The organism is archaeon CG10_big_fil_rev_8_21_14_0_10_43_11 (assembly GCA_002763265.1).
GTDB lineage: Archaea > Nanobdellota > Nanobdellia > PEZQ01 > PEZQ01 > PEZQ01.
The window spans coordinates 104,951-124,193 of the sequence record PEZQ01000006.1; the positions used below are offsets into that span (position 1 = coordinate 104,951).

At 40.3% G+C, this 19,243-nt stretch carries 28 protein-coding genes; 4 read left to right on the forward strand and 24 right to left on the reverse strand.

The window, feature by feature from the left end; all coding sequences use genetic code 11:
• Window positions 1–2 precede the first annotated feature (2 nt).
• The 13 genes from alaS to COT72_03190 all read right to left on the reverse strand — a co-directional run bounded on the left by alaS (window position 3) and on the right by COT72_03190 (window position 9,038).
• Window positions 3–2,540: an alanine--tRNA ligase gene (gene alaS, locus COT72_03130; protein ID PIO00128.1), complete on the reverse strand. Its 2,538-nt coding sequence runs from the start codon at window positions 2,538–2,540 to the stop codon at window positions 3–5.
• A 45-nt stretch (window positions 2,541–2,585) separates the two neighbouring features.
• Entirely contained in the window at window positions 2,586–2,921 is a 336-nt protein-coding gene (locus COT72_03135; protein ID PIO00129.1) for a hypothetical protein, read from the reverse strand.
• On the reverse strand, window positions 2,918–3,184 hold the full coding sequence (locus COT72_03140; protein PIO00130.1) for a hypothetical protein: 267 nt from the start codon (window positions 3,182–3,184) through the stop codon (window positions 2,918–2,920). Before COT72_03140 ends, COT72_03135 begins: the two co-directional genes overlap by 4 nt.
• A gap of 201 nt (window positions 3,185–3,385) precedes the next feature.
• Window positions 3,386–3,574 (reverse strand): hypothetical protein, encoded by a 189-nt coding sequence (locus COT72_03145; protein ID PIO00131.1) that lies wholly within the window; start codon window positions 3,572–3,574, stop codon window positions 3,386–3,388.
• 99 nt (window positions 3,575–3,673) lie between these two features.
• On the reverse strand, window positions 3,674–4,336 hold the full coding sequence (locus COT72_03150; GenBank protein ID PIO00132.1) for a hypothetical protein: 663 nt from the start codon (window positions 4,334–4,336) through the stop codon (window positions 3,674–3,676).
• A 150-nt stretch (window positions 4,337–4,486) separates the two neighbouring features.
• Window positions 4,487–5,155 (reverse strand): hypothetical protein, encoded by a 669-nt coding sequence (locus tag COT72_03155; GenBank protein ID PIO00133.1) that lies wholly within the window; start codon window positions 5,153–5,155, stop codon window positions 4,487–4,489.
• Window positions 5,152–5,766, reverse strand: coding sequence for a hypothetical protein (locus tag COT72_03160; protein ID PIO00134.1), 615 nt, complete (start codon window positions 5,764–5,766; stop codon window positions 5,152–5,154). The genes COT72_03155 and COT72_03160 overlap by 4 nt, the downstream gene beginning before the upstream one ends.
• A 254-nt stretch (window positions 5,767–6,020) precedes the next feature.
• Window positions 6,021–6,206, reverse strand: a complete 186-nt coding sequence (locus tag COT72_03165; protein PIO00135.1) for a hypothetical protein — start codon at window positions 6,204–6,206, stop codon at window positions 6,021–6,023.
• A gap of 49 nt (window positions 6,207–6,255) precedes the next feature.
• Window positions 6,256–7,050 carry a hypothetical protein gene (locus tag COT72_03170; GenBank protein ID PIO00136.1) on the reverse strand — a complete coding sequence of 265 codons (795 nt, stop codon included), beginning with the start codon at window positions 7,048–7,050 and terminating at the stop codon, window positions 6,256–6,258.
• Window positions 7,047–7,472, reverse strand: a complete 426-nt coding sequence (locus tag COT72_03175) for a hypothetical protein (protein PIO00137.1) — start codon at window positions 7,470–7,472, stop codon at window positions 7,047–7,049. Before COT72_03175 ends, COT72_03170 begins: the two co-directional genes overlap by 4 nt.
• Window positions 7,469–8,197: a hypothetical protein gene (locus COT72_03180; GenBank protein PIO00138.1), complete on the reverse strand. Its 729-nt coding sequence runs from the start codon at window positions 8,195–8,197 to the stop codon at window positions 7,469–7,471. The genes COT72_03175 and COT72_03180 overlap by 4 nt, the downstream gene beginning before the upstream one ends.
• Window positions 8,095–8,307, reverse strand: a complete 213-nt coding sequence (locus COT72_03185; GenBank protein PIO00139.1) for a hypothetical protein — start codon at window positions 8,305–8,307, stop codon at window positions 8,095–8,097. The genes COT72_03180 and COT72_03185 overlap by 103 nt, the downstream gene beginning before the upstream one ends.
• A complete protein-coding gene (locus tag COT72_03190) occupies window positions 8,304–9,038 on the reverse strand; it encodes a hypothetical protein (protein ID PIO00140.1) in 735 nt (244 codons plus the stop codon). Before COT72_03190 ends, COT72_03185 begins: the two co-directional genes overlap by 4 nt.
• 843 nt (window positions 9,039–9,881) lie before the next feature.
• On the opposite strand from COT72_03190, the gene COT72_03195 reads away from it, so the two are divergent.
• Window positions 9,882–10,073: a cold-shock protein gene (locus COT72_03195; GenBank protein ID PIO00141.1), complete on the forward strand. Its 192-nt coding sequence runs from the start codon at window positions 9,882–9,884 to the stop codon at window positions 10,071–10,073.
• Between the two features lie 109 nt (window positions 10,074–10,182).
• Window positions 10,183–10,971 (forward strand): hypothetical protein, encoded by a 789-nt coding sequence (locus COT72_03200; protein ID PIO00142.1) that lies wholly within the window; start codon window positions 10,183–10,185, stop codon window positions 10,969–10,971.
• 12 nt (window positions 10,972–10,983) lie between these two features.
• Here COT72_03200 and COT72_03205 read toward each other — a convergent pair whose 3' ends face one another.
• From COT72_03205 to ftsZ, 10 genes are all read right to left on the reverse strand, one after another.
• Window positions 10,984–11,163 (reverse strand): hypothetical protein, encoded by a 180-nt coding sequence (locus COT72_03205; protein PIO00143.1) that lies wholly within the window; start codon window positions 11,161–11,163, stop codon window positions 10,984–10,986.
• Between the two features lie 143 nt (window positions 11,164–11,306).
• Window positions 11,307–11,618 (reverse strand): 50S ribosomal protein P1, encoded by a 312-nt coding sequence (rpl12p, locus tag COT72_03210; GenBank protein ID PIO00144.1) that lies wholly within the window; start codon window positions 11,616–11,618, stop codon window positions 11,307–11,309.
• 2 nt (window positions 11,619–11,620) lie between these two features.
• Complete coding sequence (gene rplJ / locus COT72_03215) at window positions 11,621–12,460, reverse strand: 50S ribosomal protein L10 (GenBank protein PIO00145.1); 840 nt, start codon at window positions 12,458–12,460, stop codon at window positions 11,621–11,623.
• The gene (locus COT72_03220) at window positions 12,457–13,110 is read right to left on the reverse strand and encodes a hypothetical protein (GenBank protein PIO00146.1); all 654 of its coding nucleotides are present in this window, start codon (window positions 13,108–13,110) and stop codon (window positions 12,457–12,459) included. The genes rplJ and COT72_03220 overlap by 4 nt, the downstream gene beginning before the upstream one ends.
• A 66-nt stretch (window positions 13,111–13,176) precedes the next feature.
• Window positions 13,177–13,728 carry a hypothetical protein gene (locus tag COT72_03225; protein ID PIO00147.1) on the reverse strand — a complete coding sequence of 184 codons (552 nt, stop codon included), beginning with the start codon at window positions 13,726–13,728 and terminating at the stop codon, window positions 13,177–13,179.
• A gap of 59 nt (window positions 13,729–13,787) precedes the next feature.
• Window positions 13,788–14,267 carry a 50S ribosomal protein L11 gene (locus tag COT72_03230; GenBank protein PIO00148.1) on the reverse strand — a complete coding sequence of 160 codons (480 nt, stop codon included), beginning with the start codon at window positions 14,265–14,267 and terminating at the stop codon, window positions 13,788–13,790.
• A gap of 50 nt (window positions 14,268–14,317) precedes the next feature.
• Window positions 14,318–14,800, reverse strand: a complete 483-nt coding sequence (locus COT72_03235) for a transcription elongation factor Spt5 (protein ID PIO00149.1) — start codon at window positions 14,798–14,800, stop codon at window positions 14,318–14,320.
• 6 nt (window positions 14,801–14,806) lie between these two features.
• Window positions 14,807–15,019 (reverse strand): protein translocase SEC61 complex subunit gamma, encoded by a 213-nt coding sequence (locus COT72_03240; protein ID PIO00150.1) that lies wholly within the window; start codon window positions 15,017–15,019, stop codon window positions 14,807–14,809.
• A gap of 49 nt (window positions 15,020–15,068) precedes the next feature.
• A complete protein-coding gene (locus COT72_03245; protein ID PIO00151.1) occupies window positions 15,069–15,794 on the reverse strand; it encodes a hypothetical protein in 726 nt (241 codons plus the stop codon).
• Window positions 15,795–15,840: 46 nt separating this feature from the next.
• Window positions 15,841–16,983 carry a cell division protein FtsZ gene (gene ftsZ / locus COT72_03250; GenBank protein PIO00152.1) on the reverse strand — a complete coding sequence of 381 codons (1,143 nt, stop codon included), beginning with the start codon at window positions 16,981–16,983 and terminating at the stop codon, window positions 15,841–15,843.
• A gap of 121 nt (window positions 16,984–17,104) precedes the next feature.
• Here ftsZ and COT72_03255 point away from each other — a divergent pair, with 121 nt between their 5' ends.
• Together COT72_03255 and COT72_03260 are read left to right on the forward strand one after the other, a co-directional pair.
• Window positions 17,105–17,521, forward strand: a complete 417-nt coding sequence (locus COT72_03255; protein PIO00153.1) for a hypothetical protein — start codon at window positions 17,105–17,107, stop codon at window positions 17,519–17,521.
• Window positions 17,522–17,879: 358 nt separating this feature from the next.
• Window positions 17,880–18,497, forward strand: coding sequence for a hypothetical protein (locus tag COT72_03260; protein ID PIO00154.1), 618 nt, complete (start codon window positions 17,880–17,882; stop codon window positions 18,495–18,497).
• Between the two features lie 27 nt (window positions 18,498–18,524).
• Here COT72_03260 and COT72_03265 read toward each other — a convergent pair whose 3' ends face one another.
• Window positions 18,525–19,229 (reverse strand): peptidylprolyl isomerase, encoded by a 705-nt coding sequence (locus COT72_03265; GenBank protein PIO00155.1) that lies wholly within the window; start codon window positions 19,227–19,229, stop codon window positions 18,525–18,527.
• Window positions 19,230–19,243: the final 14 nt, after the last annotated feature.

The following is a 19,243-nucleotide window of genomic DNA, read 5'->3' on the forward strand; positions in this document are numbered from 1 at the left end:
GGTTATTTGAGCGCGCCTTTTGCTTCAAGGTCTGCTAAGAATCGTTCAACCGTGCGATGTGTTTTGATTTTTTGCGTTCGAAGCACGTCTGCCGCGTCTTCAAGTGCTTCTTCTACAGCAAGCATTTGTTCATACGTTTTTGGCTTTGCCTCAACATATTTTCCACGCGTGTATTTGCCAGATTTTCCTTTTCGAACTCGCTTCCACACAAGAAAGAGCTCATCAGAGAGAGCGCTCATCTCTTTGTATGAGCATCCTAACAGCTTTGACACGTGGTTTGCTTCGTCAGTGAGTTCTTGGGTGTATTTTTTAGCGGCTTCTCCTGCTTTAAGCTCCAATCTGACAAGTCCGTCCTGGATTTTTGTGCTTTTGGTGAGTTTGATGAGTTCTGATTCTTTAGTATTATCAAGGTGTGTGCCACCACACGCTTCTATGTCAAAATCAGCTATTTTAATGACGCGCAATTCGCTTCCCGGTATTGCACCCCCCTGATAAAGGATAAACCCATATTTCTTTTCTGCCTCGCTTTTTTGGAGCACAAACTTTTCAACACGAATTGCTTTTTTGATGATTTCATTTGCTTTTTTCTCGATTGCACGCATTTGCTCATTTGAGAGCGCTTCATAGTGCGAGATGTCGAGTCGTGCTTTTTGGGGTGTTTTTTCACTGCCGCCTTGCCACACATGGGCGCCTAACACGCTTCGTGCTGCCCCGTTGATGATGTGCACGCTTGTGTGGTGTTTTGCAAGTTTGATTCTTCGCTCCTTGTCAATTTTTCCTTTAACGGCGTCGCCAACTTTGAATTTGTTTGCGTGTTCCACTTTGTGCAGTATAACTCCGTCTTGGACAATGGTGTCAATAACGTGTTCATCATTCAAATAGCCAATATCATGGAGTTGTCCGCCGCTTGTTGGGTAGAATATGGTTTTGTCAAGTATCACGTAATCATCAATGATTTTGACTACTTTTCCGGTGAATGAATCTTTTTTGTAGTCAGCATAATAGAGTCTCTCAGTTTTTTTGATATCTGAAACATTGAGCAAGTAGCGTTCTTCTTTTTCATCACTTTTTCGGTGGCGCTCTGCAATTAATGAGTAAAAGTCATCAGGAACGTTTACATCAACGCCTGCGTCTTTGAGTGATTGTGGCGTGACGCCGTGGCTGTCGTAGAGTTCAATCATCTTTTCAGTCTTGATTTTTCCTTTGATACTTTTAATGATGCGCGCAATGTTTTCCAATGTCTTTTCATATTTTTCTGCTTCAACAGCCAAGACTTTCTGCACGTCATCTAAGTGGTCTTGAAGCTCAGGGTATTGTGACTTCAATGCATCAGCATGCCATTTAACAATTTGTCCAAAATCAAGATTCCATTTGTACTTGCGATTAAAGTCATATGCTCGTCGATAAATTGCGCGTAGGTTGTATCCGCCCCCACTGTTTGAAGGCAGCGCGCCATCGGATAATGCAAAGAGTAAGCTTCGCGTGTGGTCTGCAATTGAATAGAGTGCTTGGAGTGGAAGAATTGCATTTTTGAGCGCATCTACGTTCATACTCACTTCTTCTGCAATGCCAGCCCATTCTTTGTTAATATCATCAGTCTCATCAAGATTGAGTCTGCCCGCAAGGGGGTAGAATTTTTTCATGATGTTTGCATCCATTTTGACGCCAGTTTCTCGTTTGAGTTTTTCAAGCACGCTCGCATACGTTGATTCGTAACTGATTGGTGCATTGTTTGAAAACCATGCGACGCGTTCTTGGCCAAGACCCATGTCTACAACTTTGAGTTTCAAGTCTTCAAATTCTGGGTTGCCGCCAAGATAGTGGTATTGCATATAAACCTGGTTGCAGAGTTCAATGCCACCTGCAAAGAGTTCAACGCTTGGTCCAAAGTTTTGGCTTCCTGCCCACACGTCCTCATGATAGGTTAATTCTTTTGGGTCAAGGCCAAGCACGTCAAAGAAGTATGAGGATAAGTGTTTCATGTACGCGTTTGTGTCATAGTCTTGTGGTTTTTCAAATCGGTGTTGGCCAATCATAACAAAACCAGTATAGTGACTGCCGGTAATGCCAACATTTCCAATATCATTAAATCTCAAACAGAATTGCGGCACGGTTAACGGGTTTGCGGGTGGTTTTACTACACCATTAACCACGTAGGGTATGAAGTCGTCAATGCTTGCTTCCACAAAGTGCAAGTCGCTTCGCCATCGTGCGACCACGGGGTAGCGTTTGATTGGTGTGTAGTTGCCGACTTTTTTGAAGTGTTTTGAGAATGTTTTCCAAATGTCAAGATATGAGAAGTGGTTTTTTGCGAGTGGCTTTTCAAGAAAGCTAAATTTGCCTACGCAAGACACGTCACCGCAGACTTTTCGGTTTTTGTCTTGGTTCCAGAAGTACCTAGCGCACTTACTGCATTGTCCGCGCACAAAGCCCATTGATTTCAAGTATTTTGTAGGGTAGTACCGGTCTGGGTCTTGAGGGAATATTTTTGTGTACTTCTTTTTAATTTCCTTGTCAGTCAATACAGGCATAATTGACATTTAATGAGAATTAATTTATAAAGATTAAGGGGGAGTTAGCACAAGTTAATATTTGAATTTTCGTTCGTACTTATCATGATTTATCCACTTGAGCACAATACTCATAATTGTTATTTCATCCGTTTCGATGGTATATATCAATCTCCATGCATTTGGAAGGTCGTATTTCCATAAGTTGGTAATAGCATATTTTGTTATGTATTCTTTTGGCCATTGGCTCTTTTTTATTCTCGTACCACAGGTCGGATCTTTCTTTAACTCGTCTGTAGCGTTGTCAATAGCGTCATATAATCTTGCGTCTTCAAATACGCCTTGTCTAAGAGACTCAAACTCTTTTCTGAGCTTTTGAGTAACAAAACCAACAGTAATATTCTTATTCATTTAAAAATCAATTCTTCTCTTATGAGTTTCTGGATTCTTTGAGGGTTGTATGTCCAGATAACACATCCATCTTTATCAACAATGATTTTTCCAGATTTCTCTAAATAGTCCAGTATTACTTGAAATGTTTGATACATCATTTTTTTGGGAAGTTTCTTCCATAATTGATATTTTCCACATTCTTGGCTATGTCTTTGCACAGTTCGCTCTACCATAAGTACTGAGTCTAATGTTGGACTATGCGCAACTGTTGATACAGACATATTATATATCTATATATAATAACAATATTTATATATTTCTGTATAATAATACCCTAATTACTGCACCGTCTACAGTACCCTCTTGAGTTTTAGTTGAATAAAAACCAAGACGCAACAACACCCGCTCCTAACAGCACTAACCACGGTGGTGAATCTTTAATTAAATGACCAACTGTATCTCTCACAGCAGAAACTTGATTTCTATGAATCGTACAATAATCCTTGAAAACGTGCAATATCACCATCCTCACTACTTGGCTCTTCCTCTTCAACAAATTCTATTGCTTCAAGATTCTTAAGTTTTGAAATAAACCAACCTGTTGAGATACCTCTGCGTTTGCGGACTTGAACCTGATAATGTGCGGAAAGTACGACTCGCTTTGTATTCATATAATCATTCACATAAGTAGTGAGCTTTTTGATTACTGTTTCATATCACACATAAGAACCGCGCAGAGGGTATTTATTCTCATTTCCTAAAATTGACCATTATTCATTTTCATTCCAACTCCAATATTCTTCTTTTCCAATTATTACATGGTCGAGGAGTGGAATGTTCAATGTTTTACCCGCTTCTTGCAATTGTTTTGTAACAACCACGTCCTCATGTGAAGGAGCAGGATCGCCAGAAGGATGATTGTGCGCAACAATAATACTGTTTGCACTTTCTTTTACTGCAAGCTTAAAAACTTCGCGCGGGTGCACAAGAACACTATTCAAAATACCCACACTCACTGCAGAGTCCTTTATTAAACGATTTTTAGAGTCAAGAAGTAAGACAAAAAAGTGCTCTTTATCTAAATCCCGCACTTTAGGCGCCAAATAATTAAACACGTCGTTACCTCCCAAAAAACGAACACCCCGCATCTTAGAACTAGTAAAGCGCTTTGTAAATTCAACAAGTGCCAAAATTTGACTTGCTTTTGCAGGCCCAACACCTTTAATCGTCTTCAATTCACTAAGTGAACAAGAAGCAAAACAATCAAAACCAAACTCGGACAACAAACTGTTTGATAAATCAATTACATTCATATCCCTCGTACCTTGACCAAGAATAAGCGCTAACAGTTCAGCAGTACTCAATGAAGAAACGCCATAAGAAAATAATCGTTCTCGCGGGCGCTCTGATTTTGGGATATCTGCAATGCGCATAAAAGAAAAGATATACGAATTCAAAATTTAAGGATATATAACACGTGACCGGTAAAAAAAATATCAATGCAATCATCCACGGTTCTTGCGTTATCACCAGTCAGGGTCTTTTACAAAATCAAATGTGCTTGGCAATGCTTTAAAAGACCGTCACCTGAGCGTAGTGAATTCCCAATACAGCATGTACAAGCCGGCAAGTATGAGTATCAAAGCGCCTGCTTTTTTGATGTAAGGCATTGATTTTTTTAGTTTAGATAAAAGAAGTGTTTGGCTTGTCGCGGCAAGTACGCTCACGCCAACCATTAATATAGTCATGGCAAAAGTATACGCAAACAAGGGAAGAGTAGCGCCAAGCACGGTTTTTGATGCGAATGCTAAGACCATAACAGTGAGAAAAAGCGGGAAAACGCAGCCAAGACTCGCAACCCCATATGCGAACCCGAACAGCACACTCTGAATTGAGCCGTTCTTATCTGGTTTGATACGAATGTTTGGAAGAGAAAAAAAGAATTCTTTTCCAAAAAGTTGCAATGCACCAATTGTGATGAGCGCAAGCGCGGTTGCGACCACGACAAAAGGAAGAATTGACTTGATTGCCTGACCAAAAAGCAAAATGAGAAGACCTATGACAAAAAAAAGAGCGCTAAAACCAAGTGACGCAAGACCGCCAAACCAAAGACCTCGCACGACTCGTGAATGTTTTGACTCTGATGCGAGCTGGTGAGCAACGTAGCCGGGCAACAGTACAAACGCGCAAGGCGCAAAAAAAGCGGCAAGCCCGGCAGAAAAAGCAAAGGAAACAAGGGGAATGTCAATCATGGGCTTTGTGCGGCAAAGGCAAAAATAGTGTCCCAGTTTTCTTCACTAAACACGCCGCTTCCAATGTATTCAATGATGCCTTGCGGGTTGATAATAATTTTTGTTGTCGTGCTCTGGATTTGATAGTCTAAGAGAATGTCACGATTGCCTTGCGCAAACTCAAAAGCAGACGCGCCTTTTTCTTCTTGATAGGTTTTGATTTGCTGCGCTGATTCAGTGATGTCCACATCAATGCCAATAAGATTCACGCCAGCAGGCTCGTTTTTCTTGTACGAAGCTTGGATGAGCGGAATCTCTTTTGAACAGAAAGGACACCACGTGGCAAATCCATACAGCACTGACCATTCTCCGCGCGCTTTTGCATCTGAGAGTGAGAATGTCTCTCCATTAATGAGTTGCACGCTAAACTCAGGCGCAAGACCGCCAACATACACGCCACTCTGCGTGCTTGATGCAAGAGCATCATGCGAACCTTCAACAGGCGCGTTGTACTCTCCAATAACAACGGTCTTTCCGGTAAACCCGCCTGAAACAAAGGCAAGCGCAGGAAGGAACAAAACAAGCGCAAGAAAGAGAACAAGAAACCACATTTTCATAACAATTGTTATCATATGTGTATTAAAAAGGCGTCGAAAGTGGTTTATTTTCAACGGGGGTTTTGCACACCCAAAGAATGTTAAACAGAAATAAAAGTATAGATTTCAAATTTAGCATTTGTGGTTACACGCGCAAAAGAGAACGGTTTTGACCTGTTTTGCGTGCACAATACTGCAAAAGCAGGAGGGTTTTACCAGCGCGTGTTTGAAGCGCTCAAACAGGAAAAGCGGCTACGTGATGTGCGTATTGAGCAGGAGATACCTACAAATTAGAAAAACATCATATTTTCACTAAAGATCAACGTGAAAAATGGATTATTTGAGACTAGAGAACAAAAAGCCACAGCAAATAGTTTACTAAATAGAGCATTCTTAACAAAACGAGCAAATTTAACTGCAACTAACAATAAATCAGAAAAATATCTCTTAATATAGAAAAAAATATGGTGATGCATTAGACTAGCAATTTATACCCTCAAAAAAAGAGATACTAGCCGTTGATGGTTATGAATTAAGCAGTTGCAAAAGATTGTGTTCTGCTTCTTTTGAGTGGTCAAGTTCAATAGCTCGTTTAAAACAAGATTTTGCTTTCTTACGATTACCACTTTGAATATAACATGTTCCTAGATTATTAAACGCCTGAGAGAAATTTGAGTGTAATTTAATTGCAGAAGTAAAATACTGTGCAGCTTCATCAATTGCATCCAATTTTTTGCTCACGCAACCAAGATTATAGTATACTTCCGGCACGCGTTGAGAGTAGATTAATGCTTTTTTCAAAATAGTATTAGCACTCTCAAAATCTTCTTGCATAATAGATAATTCAGATTTTCTGTTAAGATAAATTGCGATAACATCATTATCACGTAAATCTGAAAGATATATCTCATTTTCAATTGATTTGACGGGAATATTTCTTGTAGATATATAAAAATCAAGATTTGCAAGTTTTCCATCTGTAGATTCAATATAATAATTATCCGCCTTATCAGTTGCATGCACAAGGGCATGGAACGGGGCTGCAATGATACTACTCTCTTTTTCAAGAGTATCAAAAATAAAATAGTAGAGAAGAGAAAAATCAACGCAATGACCTAAACGAGTATCAATAAATGAAAAGAAGTTATGACTCTTTTTTGAATATGCGAACTTGTAGTCTTGAAAAACAATTTTTTGCAGCTGCTTACTTATTTCAGGTAAACTATTATCCCCGATATCATTAGTTATACTTTGAAGAGTAGGCGTAACTGTATCAACTCTATTTTCTATTCGAAGAAGATGATTTAATAGGCTATTCATTTTTTGCAACGTGATTTATTGTACTCATAATTAATAATACAATTACCAAAATAATGGAGTCTATCTTCACAAGATGAACATTTTGAATCTAAAGAAACGCCATCGGACAGTTCATCCATAACTGGGTTTTGTATATTCCATAACTCTTGAAGGGAAACAGTCTTTATGTTACCTAAACCTCTATCATTCATAAATGCACAAGGTAAAACCTCTCCAGCATAGGTTATATGAGCAGACAACTTTCCTGCCACGCAGGTCACATGATCTTCAAGAATGTAGGGGTTACTAAATGCGCTTGTCGCCTTCATATCAGGGAAGGTATTGATTTCTTGTACAATTGCATCTAATCGTTTAGCGTCATCAATAGTTAATGCAAACTCTTCATCCACTGTCAAAATTTTAGAGAATCGCGGACTACTCACTCCAACATTAACAAGTTGTTGTAAGAATTTGGCATCAAATCAAGATTTGAATGCGAAACAACACTATTAGTGCTAAAATGCACCCCCTTTTCTCGGCACGCATTTATTGCATTAAACGCTCGTTTTGTGGCACCTTCTGAACGTTTGTAGGAATCATTAAAGTCTTCAAGGCCATCAATGGAAATTTGAATATGGTCTACCCCAGCACCAATAAATTTATCAATGTGTTCATCCAAACGATAACCAGTAGTTATCAGTACTATTTTATTAATTCCCACGGAACGTGCGTGTTTCATAAGATTGAGTGTTCGATTAAGATTGTGTTTTGATGCAGTAACTTCACCACCACTTAATGAAAGATTTTGACAGCCCATGTGAGCTGCTTCATCTAGAATTTGCAATAATCTGCTTTCTTCTACTTCAGCATCTTTCACTTGATCTAGATATAAAGCGTAACATCCCTTACCTGAGGAGGGGCAAAATTTTACGCTTGCTAATGTTAAACTGCCTATGTTCAATAAATCTCCGACAGAACCTTCATCATTGAATACTCGTTTAAGGACAGCTTCGTAATTAAAGGAATTATTTCGTTGGTATTGTGATTTTGTGAGAACTTGAGAGTCTAAAAGGAGCTGTAATCGTTTTTGGCTCTGTTTAATATCATACTTACTGCTACTTCTCCTACTGTTTGCGTCTTGTCTTCTTTTCCTAATAGCCCCAGCAATTCGATAAGCGTATTTTTATCAAGTATGTGAGCACCCCCTAATTGAGTTAGGACAGAATAGTTATGTTCATTTTTAATTATCGAGAATGGAGCAGCGTAGAAGTAGTTCATGCTTTCACCTTTTTAGCAACAATAATAATAAGAGGATCAAAATAGGTTGATACGCCTTCTTTAGTTCTATCCATAATTGCATCACTTGATGAGCATTGAATCGTTTTGAATTCTTTAAACAATTTTCTTAGGTAAAACGGTGTTGAGAGATGAACATAAACAGGTAGGTCATCTTCATAAACGCGGTCAAAGAAGTCATGTTTTCTGTTTTTTAAGTAAGTAAAACCATGTTTAACATGCTCTTTCCAATACATAAACTTCTCTCCCGGTTGCAAGGCATTATTAGAAACTGCAATAGCAATGCCATTCCGTTTCAATATGGAATATGCTTTTTTAACGGTTTTTGCTCTCTTAACATGAGAATGTATTTGGTCAAGCACACAATTAAAGAAAAGAACTGCGTCAAATGTGTTCTCTTTAAAATTAAGTGAACTTGCATCCATTGTTAAAACAGAAGCGACAACTTTTTTTTCAGCGCAGAGTTTCTTTGTTTGTCGCACCATCTCAGGCGCAATATCAATAGCAGTAACATCAAAACCAGATTTGGCAAGTGACACCGTTTCACGCCCAGCACCGCAACCAACAACTAGTAGCTTTTTAGTATTTGAAAGATAAGTATCAACAAGCTTTTTTTCAAAAGGTTTTAGGCCATTTTTTGATGCAGCATAATATTTTTTAGCAAAATTCTTATCGGAGTAACGTTTCATTATCAAGGATTCAAAAGTTGACATAAAAATAAAAAAAGAGTATTATACTGTTTAGTGACCTACGTCACAAGACATGCTCCAGTTGTGATAGCGAGGATTTGTGTCAAGATATTGATTCAATTCCGTCTCTTCAGTTCCATTATAAAGCAGTTTCTTCTCTTTTTTCTCCGTTTTTATGAGGATTTCCTCATCAGCGATATTTTCCAGATTAGTATTCATAACAGCACCGTAACAACGTTATCTTAAAATTAGATATATAAATGTTTCTACACATAAACTATTGAATTAATACGTTTTAATATCTAAACTCAGCTAATTACAAGTAAGAATCAATCATAGGACACACAAATTCAATGATTGTTGGGTACTCATTGTGATGCGACCAATTTTCTTGCAATTGAATGACTTCTTGTACTCTTCTTCAATCGGCTTGATTTCTTTTTTGTCAAGTCTTCTTGAATTCAGGAAACTCTTTTTTTGCGCGATTTATTATTTCTTTTTTCTTATCAAGACCATATTGCAAGGTTTCATCACTAAAAACTAGGTCAAAGTTTTTTGACACGTCCATAACACAGTCTAAAAATACGTCATAGCATACTTCTATTTTCGTGTTCACAGAAGATTTAACGTGCAGGATAATAATTATTTTTTTCGATTTTAGCGCGTGCTTACACTTTTTATTCACATGTTTCCCATGATTAACGTGGTTTTACGCGGTCAAATCAAGAAATTAGCTAAGCGCAACACGACCAAAACGCCTAAAAAGGCTTTAGTTATGGTATTATACCAGTAATTGGAATTTTAAAAGAACCCTCACACGAAAAAAATAATTTCTGATTAACAAAAAAATAAAAAGTGAAACAAACCATGAAAGGAACAGTAAAATTTTTTAACAAAACAAAAGGCTTCGGTTTCATAACCGGCGAAGATGGCGAAGACTATTTTGTACACCAAACTGGTCTTGCTGAAGACGTTTCAATAACTGACAACGACGCGGTCGAATTTGACGTAGAAGAAGGCGAACGCGGCAAAAAAGCAGTTAACGTACGCAACGCATAAACAACGTTTTTTCGTAAAAAAAACAAATACTTATTTTATTTATTACCTATTTTTTTTCCCAACTCTAGCGTGAGAGGTCTTATTAAGCAAAACAGTTCTACACTATGATATGCGCCTCAAGCTGATGAGCTATAATATCTGGTATGGCTTTTACACTGACAACACGCTGCACACGCTTGACAAGAAACGATTGTGCGCAGCAAAAGCCATTATCAAGCGAGAAGACCCTGACGTGCTCGTGCTCAATGAAGCAATCTCAGGACCAGCGCATTACGGGTTTAAAGAGTACGTAGCAGAGTTTGGATTTAGCACAGGGTACTTTGCAGCATACACGGACTGGTTTTTTGGCAACGCCATTCTCTCAAAGCAAGCAATGCACGCAAAAACAGTTGACACCGGACACCGTAACATGATACGCGCAAGCATTAAGGGTTTGGAAGTGAACGTGTTTCACCCACACCCCGTCATCACTGACGAGCAGCGCGCAATTATTATTGCACCTGTTTTGAAAAGCGCGAAAAAGCCGTTTGTGCTTGTTGGGGATTACAACGCAATTAGTGATGAAGACACGTATGACAAAGAAAAATTGCTTAAAGCATGGCAAAGCCTTGATGGCAAGAAAAAAGGCAGGAACGTAGTTGAAAACCTGACAAACGCGCGTTTTATCCCGTTCCTGCGCGAACAGGGTTTGCAAGACGCGTTTGAAGGGTTTAAAAAAGTACCCACACACCCTACTCCTGCAGTAAGAAAAAATTTTGTTGCAAACGTGCGCATTGACCACTGCTTTACCTCAGCAGATGTGAAAGTGAGGGATGCGCGTATTATTACCTCACAACGCGCTAAAATAGCATCAGACCATTACCCTATTGTGTGCAATTTGGAATTTAAGAAAAAATGAAGAAAGCCAAGTTTATTGGCTTTGTTCGGGTTTTTGCTCGTCCTCTTCTTCTGCGAATTTTTTGATTTCATCAAAATATTTCACAATAAGTTGTGCTTTTCCTTTGCCAAATTGAAAAGGAAATTTTGTGTCTTCTTCGCGTTTGAGAACAATAAGTTTGTGTCCTTTGTATTCTGCGTATTCTACTGGCATAGTAACTCACACTAACAAAGTCAGGGTTTAAAAGTGTCACGCCTTAGCAAAGCAAGAAATGTGCGTTGCTAATGTTGCGGTTGATAAGAGCAAAAAGATGGGGTAAAGTAAAGTAAAAGAGTTTTTAGAGGAGGTCTTTGGGTTTAGCCAAAGAGTGCTCCAAGGCCTTGTGCGGTTTCTTCTTCACTGACTTGCTCTTCTTCTTCCTCTTTTGCTTCTGCTTTTGGAGCTTCGCCAGCTGGTGCTGCGCCTGCTGCTGGAGCTGCTACAGCGACCGCGCTTGCTGCTTTGCTGATGGCTTCATCAATGTTGACGCCTTCAAGCGCAGCAAGAAGTGCTTTGATTCGGGCCTCGTCAGGCTTTGCGCCTGCCGCTTCCATTACTTTCTTTACGGTTGCTTCATCAACTTGCTTTCCAGCTTTGTGGATGAGTAGTGCCGCATATACATATTCCATTATTATACACCTGTTTCGTTTTTGAGTGCGAGCGCTTGATTCTGTGCTTTTGCTATGTGCTCATCAATCATATCTTTTGAGAGAATACTTGCTTCAAGAGCAAGACCTCTCGCGTTTTGTACTGCTTTGACAATAACAAATTCAATCGTTTCCTTAGTGAGGATGCCTGCTTCAACAGCGAGGTTTTGCGCGTGTTGTGCTGCAAGCATGACGTTCTGTAGGTATGATTCTTCATCAATGTCAAGTACGGTTTTGTCATACACGGTTGTCCCTTCCATTGCATGGGTCATGTTAAGACCAACTTTCATTGGTTTCACGCCCATTTTTTTGAGAAATGAAGCAAGTTCTGCAGTAACTGCATCTCCTGCTTTTGCAACAACGGTGTCTTTTATGACTGCAATTTTTCCGCCTTCAACTCTTGTTTTTACTTTGAACTTACCAAATTCGCCAATCATTGGACCTGGCGTAAAGTCTGTTGGACCCTCAGGTATTGTTACATCAACTGGCAACGTGTCGCCTGCTTTTGCAAACGCAGTTACCCTGCTTTTTTTGAGGGTTTTGTACAGTTTGAAGGGGTTTGTTTTGGTAAACATGAGTGCTGGCATGTCCCCCAGCTTTTCTCTGAGTGATTCATATCTGCTTCCCTGCAGCGCGCGGAGAATCGCGCTTTTCTTGGTCATCTTAAGGTTAACTATACTGCTGATTTCCTGTTTGATGCCTTGAAGCTGTTTTGCAGGAAGTCCTTTCATGTCAACAAGGGCAACAACGCTTGCGCTTTGAAGATGTTGCTTGATTTCTTCAACTTTATCCTTTTTCCACTGTTGTACCATTGTGCTGTTCACTCCAAGATTATTGGTTTTGACATGGTGAGTTTGATAAAGACATGGCGGAGTTGTTGCTTTCCTTTTGGTAAGTCCGCTAAGACTTTATCATAAACAACGCGAATATTATTCCAAATATCTTCATCTGCCATCTCTGTGTTTGCAATAAGCAGGTGAAGGTTTGGCTGTTTTTTTGCCTTGAGGATTGCGATTTTGTTAATTCGGGTAACCGTTGCTTTCAAATCAGCGTTTGGTGCGATGACTTGGCCGAGTTTTGGGTTTGGCATGCGCCCTACTGAGCCAAGATATTTACCAAACGTTTTCGCGATTTGAGGCATGATGTTTGCTTGCGCAATAAAATAGTGATGTGAGCGCACGAGTTTTCTGATTTTTCGAGGATTGCTTGCCCACTCTTCAAAATCATCAACAAGAATAGCAGTGTCACATATTTTTTTTGCATCAACAATGAGTTCTTTGCCGACAAGCGCGCAAAATTTTGATGTTCTTCCCGTGCCATGCGGCAAAAGGAGGTAGTCATCAATTTTATCGCCTTTTTTGATGTTAAACTCGCGCAGTGAGAAGATAAGGTCAAACTTTTGAGTAAATTTGCGAGATTTCGCTTGCTCTTTTAGCTGTGCTATCGCGTCAAGCGCGGCTTGTTTTTCTACCATTGTAGAGTCAAACCTCCTGCCAAAGCAGTGAAGTAAGCAAGACAAACCGCGTGCTATTTATAAGATTTACTGTTTAGAAAGTTGTTTTCCAAGCGGGGTGATTCCTGTGTTGAGCAGGTATTCACCAAGCGTGAGTTCTCCATTAACGTCTCCGCTAAGATACTTAAAGCAGGGTTTGTTTCCAAACATGTAGAGCACGCCAAGCTCTTGGGTTTCAAAATTTTGCATGACTGCGCCAAGCATAAGGGTGTTGATGATGTCTTTATCAGACATTTTAAGCTCGTTGTCACCATACTCTTCAAACGCACGAAGACCGCCATACATCCGGAATGATGCGTGTTTTTGTGCGGGAAGGTTAAGCACACTTGATTCTGGGCACACGTGCAAACTGTTGAACTCTGGATTGTACTGCGTATTTGGAAGCACGTACCACTCATCTTTAAGCAAGACAGCAAGTGCTGTTTCGTTGAGTTCCCTTTTAAGAAGGTCTTGGAGTCCAAGAAATGTGTTCAAAGTGAGTACACGTGGATCTTGTCTGCCCATTTCCTGCTCAAGAGAGTCAATGCTCTTTCCCGGAAAGAACGTGATAAACTCCGCGACGGGGTAATCTGGTGTCATAGTTGAATCATTCCCAATTCCCCTTCTGCATTGATTTTTAAATCTTACTACCACAAGAATTAGGCGAGTTGCGCGTCAAACGCGCCTGCTTTAACCGCTTTTGAGACTTCCAGCGGGTTTTTGCCGTCAATTGTCACGCCAATACTCACGCATGTTCCAACAACTTGTCCAAGCATTGCTTTTGCATCTTTTGAAATAGTGCCAGACACTTTTGATTTTGCAATCTCAATAAGCTCAGTAACAGGAATGTCTCCAACAAACGCGGTTCCTGCGGTTGCGCTGCCTTTCTCAAGTTTTGCGCGCTTTTTGATAAGCTGAGGAACAGGGGGTGTGCCCACTTTGATGGTGTATTCTTTTGTTTTTTTGTCAACAGTGAGCGTGACAGGAACTTCAACGCCTTTAAAACCGCTGGTTGCATCGTTTATATCTTGTGCGATTTTTCCAAGGTTAATACCAAGCGGACCAAGTTTCATGCCAAGGGTTGCGCCAGTTTTTGCTGCGCCGCCTTCAACCATCAAATTAATGATTTCTTCGCTCATGTGTGATGCACCTCAAAACGTAGGGTCTTTTTATGTGTTTGGGTAGAGAGTCATATTTCTCCTTTTGAGCTTACACGGTCAATCACGCGCACACTATCAAGGCTGATAGTAATTGGAATTGGCACCGCAGCTTCAAGCAGTTCAACAATGACTTTTTCTTTTGCCTTGTCCACGCGTTTAACACGCGCTTTCTCGCCTTTGTAGGGTCCGCTGATAAGTTCAACAATGTCGTTGATGCCAATGACCATTTTCTTGACTGCTGGTTCGAAAAAGTGTTCAATATCAACAAACGCGATTGGGTTTTCAATCACGCCTTTTGCGTGGCGAAGGCCATATACTGCTTCCTTAACTGCGTCAATATTTGCTCCTTCAATAAAAAAGTAGCCTCTGATTTGTTCTGGGCGCAAAACCGCGTACACACCGTGGTTTTCTTTAAGAAGTCGTGCATAAAGACGGCTAATAAGTTGTGATTCTCTGCCGGCAGTAACGCGGACAATGAATATTTCTCCATATTGTTTTTCTTCGTCACTCATGATACATCACAGTTTGATTACGTACACAAAAAGTGTTTGTAGTGCAAAACCTATCACGCCCATAATGACCATACCAATGCCCGTAATTTTAACAATATCGATAAACTCTCTTTTTGATGGTCGTTTGGTTCGTCGAAGTACGCGTCGGTAGTGGGCAAGCGAGTATTTGAGATTTGTAAACACTCTGCTTAGGTTGTCACCAACCGTGTTAAGTTTCATTATGTAACAAACAGAAACCACATTTTTAAAGGTTGTGGAAACACCCAGCCTATTTGTGCGGCGAAAAATCGCTTAGTACGCGCACGTTCTTTTGAGAAAACAGGCGTGTTTTGCGCATCACCTCAAAATAATCTTCATTGAAGCGGGCATGATACTCATTTTCTGGAGGGTACCATGCATCAAGAACAAGCACGCCACCGGGTTTTATCATGCCCGCCAGTTTTTCAAGAATACAAAGCATGCCCTCTTTTTTAAAGTGGTAGACAAAATTTTGGCACATAATCGCGTCATACCCCTCTGTTTTGGGTACATCCATCACATCCATCACATGAAAAGTGCAGGGGCGCGTGATGCAGGAAGGAATCGTAAATGTGTCATGTGCTTGCTGCTTGGAAAAAAAAGAAAGGAGTTCATCTCGCGTTGCATCCAGTTCTGGTTGTTTGATTGAAACATACGAAAGGCCGCGCAAGAGGTCATCAAACGTGCGCGTCATAGTATAGCAACCCTCACGTGCGGTTTTGATACCAGCAGGGTTAATGTCAAAACCATGAATCTCATACATGTGTTTTGGAAGCAGCAAATGAATCATGCTTAGCGAATACGCTTCTTTCCCGTCTGAAGACGCAATTGAACCAACGCGCACGCGTTCATGCTCCAAAAGATACCTGTCCATGAGCAAATAATAGCTGGACATGAGATACGGTTCTCGAAAGAATGTGGTCTTAAAACTAATAAGCGCATCAGGGACACGCAAGAACTCTTCAAGCCGGCTCATAAACAAGACAAAGAGGATACGTGTTTTTTAGGATTTGTGCAACTCACTAAATAAATTCAATGCCCAAGTCATTTTCAATCTCTTTTTTACGACGGTCAGTCGTTCTTGTTCGTGGGCCAAAAATTTGCGGCGACTTCACGCCAGTCACGATAAGCAAGGTTCGAATAACCGTGTCCATGTCATCAGTGATGTGCGCGCCCCAAATAACTTGCGCATTCTCATCAAGACGCGACGAAACCGCTTCAACCACTTCTTTTGCTTCATCAAGGGTCATAGTTGGGCCGCCAGAAACATTAATAAGCGCGCCTTTAGCGCCAGTAATGTCCACGTCAAGAAGGGGATTGTTCACCGCTTTTTCAACTGCTTCAACTGCACGGTTTTCCGAGTCGCTCTCGCCAACACCAATCATGGCAACACCGCCCTGACCCATAACTGCGCGAATGTCTGCAAAGTCAAGGTTGATAAGACCCGGTTTTGTGACAAGCTCAGCAATTCCTTTGACCGCGTTTGTAAGAATTTCATCAGCTACTTTGAACGCGGTTTGAAGCGGGAGGTCTGGTGCTATTTCAAGGAGTTTATCATTTGGAATCACAATAAGCGTGTCAACAATGCCTTCCATGCGCTCAAGACCATAAAGCGCGTTTTCAATGCGCTTGTTTCCTTCAATAGTGAAGGGAAGCGTCACCACAGCGACAGTGAGTGCACCATTCTTTTTTGCAATCTCAGCAATGACTGGTGCTGCGCCTGTGCCCGTTCCGCCGCCAAGACCGCACGTGATAAAGACCATGTCAGCACCAGCAAGTGATTTTTTGAGTTCTGATTCTGATTCACGCGCTGCTTCTTCGCCGACTTTTGGATTGCTTCCAGCACCCATGCCGCTGCTGGCTTCTTTTCCTATCAAGATTTTCTTGTCAGCAAGTGCGACGAGTAAATCCTGCGCATCAGTGTTTACAACAATGAGTTCTGCGCCTTTAATGCCAATCTCGCTCATGCGCGTAAGCGAATTATTACCCGCACCGCCAACACCGATAACACGGATTGTTGCGCGCTTTGTTGCAAGAAGTTCTTCAAGTTCTGCGTCAACATCTTTTGTGCGCGAAAGCTCGCTTCTAAACTCTTTAACAGAATGCGATTGTGATTGTTGAGGGGGTTGAAACAAGCTGCCACTCCCCGAGGATAGTATATCCATGACATCCCAATTAGAGCAAGAGCTTCTTTATATGTTTTATTTACTTTAAGCATACGAAATTCTTTTTTTCGCTACAATATTGTAGTAAAATAAACGTGAACGTATTTAAGTAAATAGAAATGTGCAAAGGATTGTGGCAAAAGTCGCTCTTGCGCAAATTGAACTGTTTGACGAGCTCAAAAAGAATGTTTCTAAAGTGCTAGAATACATAGAAAAAGCTGCGTTCAAAGATACAGATATTGTGTGTTTTCCTGAATCATGCCTTGGTGAAGACTTTTTGGACATGCACTGCAAAGAAATTGAGCAAATTAAAGCAAGTTGCAAAAAAAATAATATTTACGCAATTATTGGGGCACACATAAAAGAAGGGGAAAAAGTCTCTAACGTTGCAATCCTTATCAACCGCACGGGCAACATTGCATATGTGTACCGCAAAGTACATTTATTTCCTGGTCTTGACTTAGGTGAGTCTGTTCCTGGAACAGACAATCATGTTGTAGAAACCGATTTTGGCAAGATTGGGATTATTATTTGTTGAGATTTTGCATTTCCAGAATATGTAAAAAAACTTTCAAAACAAGGCGCTCAAATATTGTTTTGTCCGTCGTATCTGTTAGATAACGCACACATCTCAAAAGAAGTGTTTCAAAGCATTCCCCTCGCAAGAGCTTTTGAGAATCTTGCATATTTTGTAAGTTGCGACGCTTTCACAGACGAAGTTCTAGGGGAAAGCTATATTTGTAGTCCGATGAACGTTTTGAATAAAATCAAGAAACGTGAAGGAATTATATTTGCAGAGTTGGACTTGAAAAAGATACGCAAATTAAGAAAACAGTACAATTGCCTTAATTAAACTAAGAAAAGGAGGATATAGACAAACTCACTTCAATAACACTATGAAACTGTTTCTTATTGGTGGCGGACATCCTGAACGTGGTGAAACACGTTATATTGATAAAGAGATTGCAAAACACGTTCCAAAACAAGCAACTGCAGTATTGATTCCTTTTGCTCTTGAAGAAAAGTTTCAGTCCTCAGCCTTTGATCGTTTTAACAAGATTTATCGAGATGAACTCCATTTCAAAACGCAGGCACTCAAAGCAACTGATTCTCTACAGGATATGATTAAGAAATTATCAGAATCGGATATTATCTACCTATGGGGCGGTAAAACAAAGTGGCTGCTTGAATCATTAAAGAAATTCAGTCTTGAAACCCAACTAAAGATTTTGAGCAAAACAAAGGTCATTGTAGGCAATTCTGCAGGCGCAATCGCGTTGTGCTCGTATGGAATTACTGATGATAAAACACTCATTCGTGGCACCGGTATTGTTCGAATGATTTGCGATGTTCACAGCAATAAGACAGATAACGAGCAAGTGCTTCGTGATGCGTGCAGAAAGTTCAATCTTGAAGGTGTTGCATTAGATGAATGCACTGCGCTTGCAATTATTAACGGTAAAGAGCAGTTCGTAAAACGGGAAGGAACAAACATTGTGCTTGTAAAAAATTAAAAAGATAAAAGTGAATGTATCTTATGATTATTCATTATCGGCTTTCTTTGCAGGGGTTTTAGCAGGTTTCTTTTCTGTTGTATCTTCTTTTTTCTCTTCTTTTTTTACAAATTCTGCCTTAAGACCGGTGTATTTTTCGATTTCTTCACAAATGTGTTTTGTGTAATGTTCTGGCAGTTTCTGAGCAAGAGTGATTGTTGCTTTTTTGTCTGCAATGGTAATATCAGGGTTTTGCTCGTTTAAGCGCACATCAAGAATCACACCTATTTGTTCTTTTTTGTCAGTAATTTCGCGATTAATCGTCACATCATACACAACGGTTCGTCCTGCAAGCGGGTGGTTGAAGTCAACACGCACGCGGCCGCCTGACGCGCTCATAATAGTTCCCTGCACGCCCTGAAAATCCAAAACCATGCCGGGCAGTGGTCGCATGTTTTTTTCGCGAAATTCTTTGAGCGGAATAAGACGCACGAGTTTTTGGTTTCGTGAACCAAATGCATCTTGTGCAGGAATAATAACTGAAAATGAATCGCCAACGGTGTGTTTTTTGAGTTCAGCATCAAGACCTTTGATAACGTGTTGCGCGCCAATAATGATGCGTTGCGGTTTTGGCGAGCCTTCAAGCCCGTTTTGTTTTGCAATACGTTCTTTAGTCGTATCAAACATGCGATTATTGCTTGCAATGCGCGCTTCGTAATCAATTTCAATGAAGCTGCCTTCTTTGATGCTCATAGCAACTAAAGAGA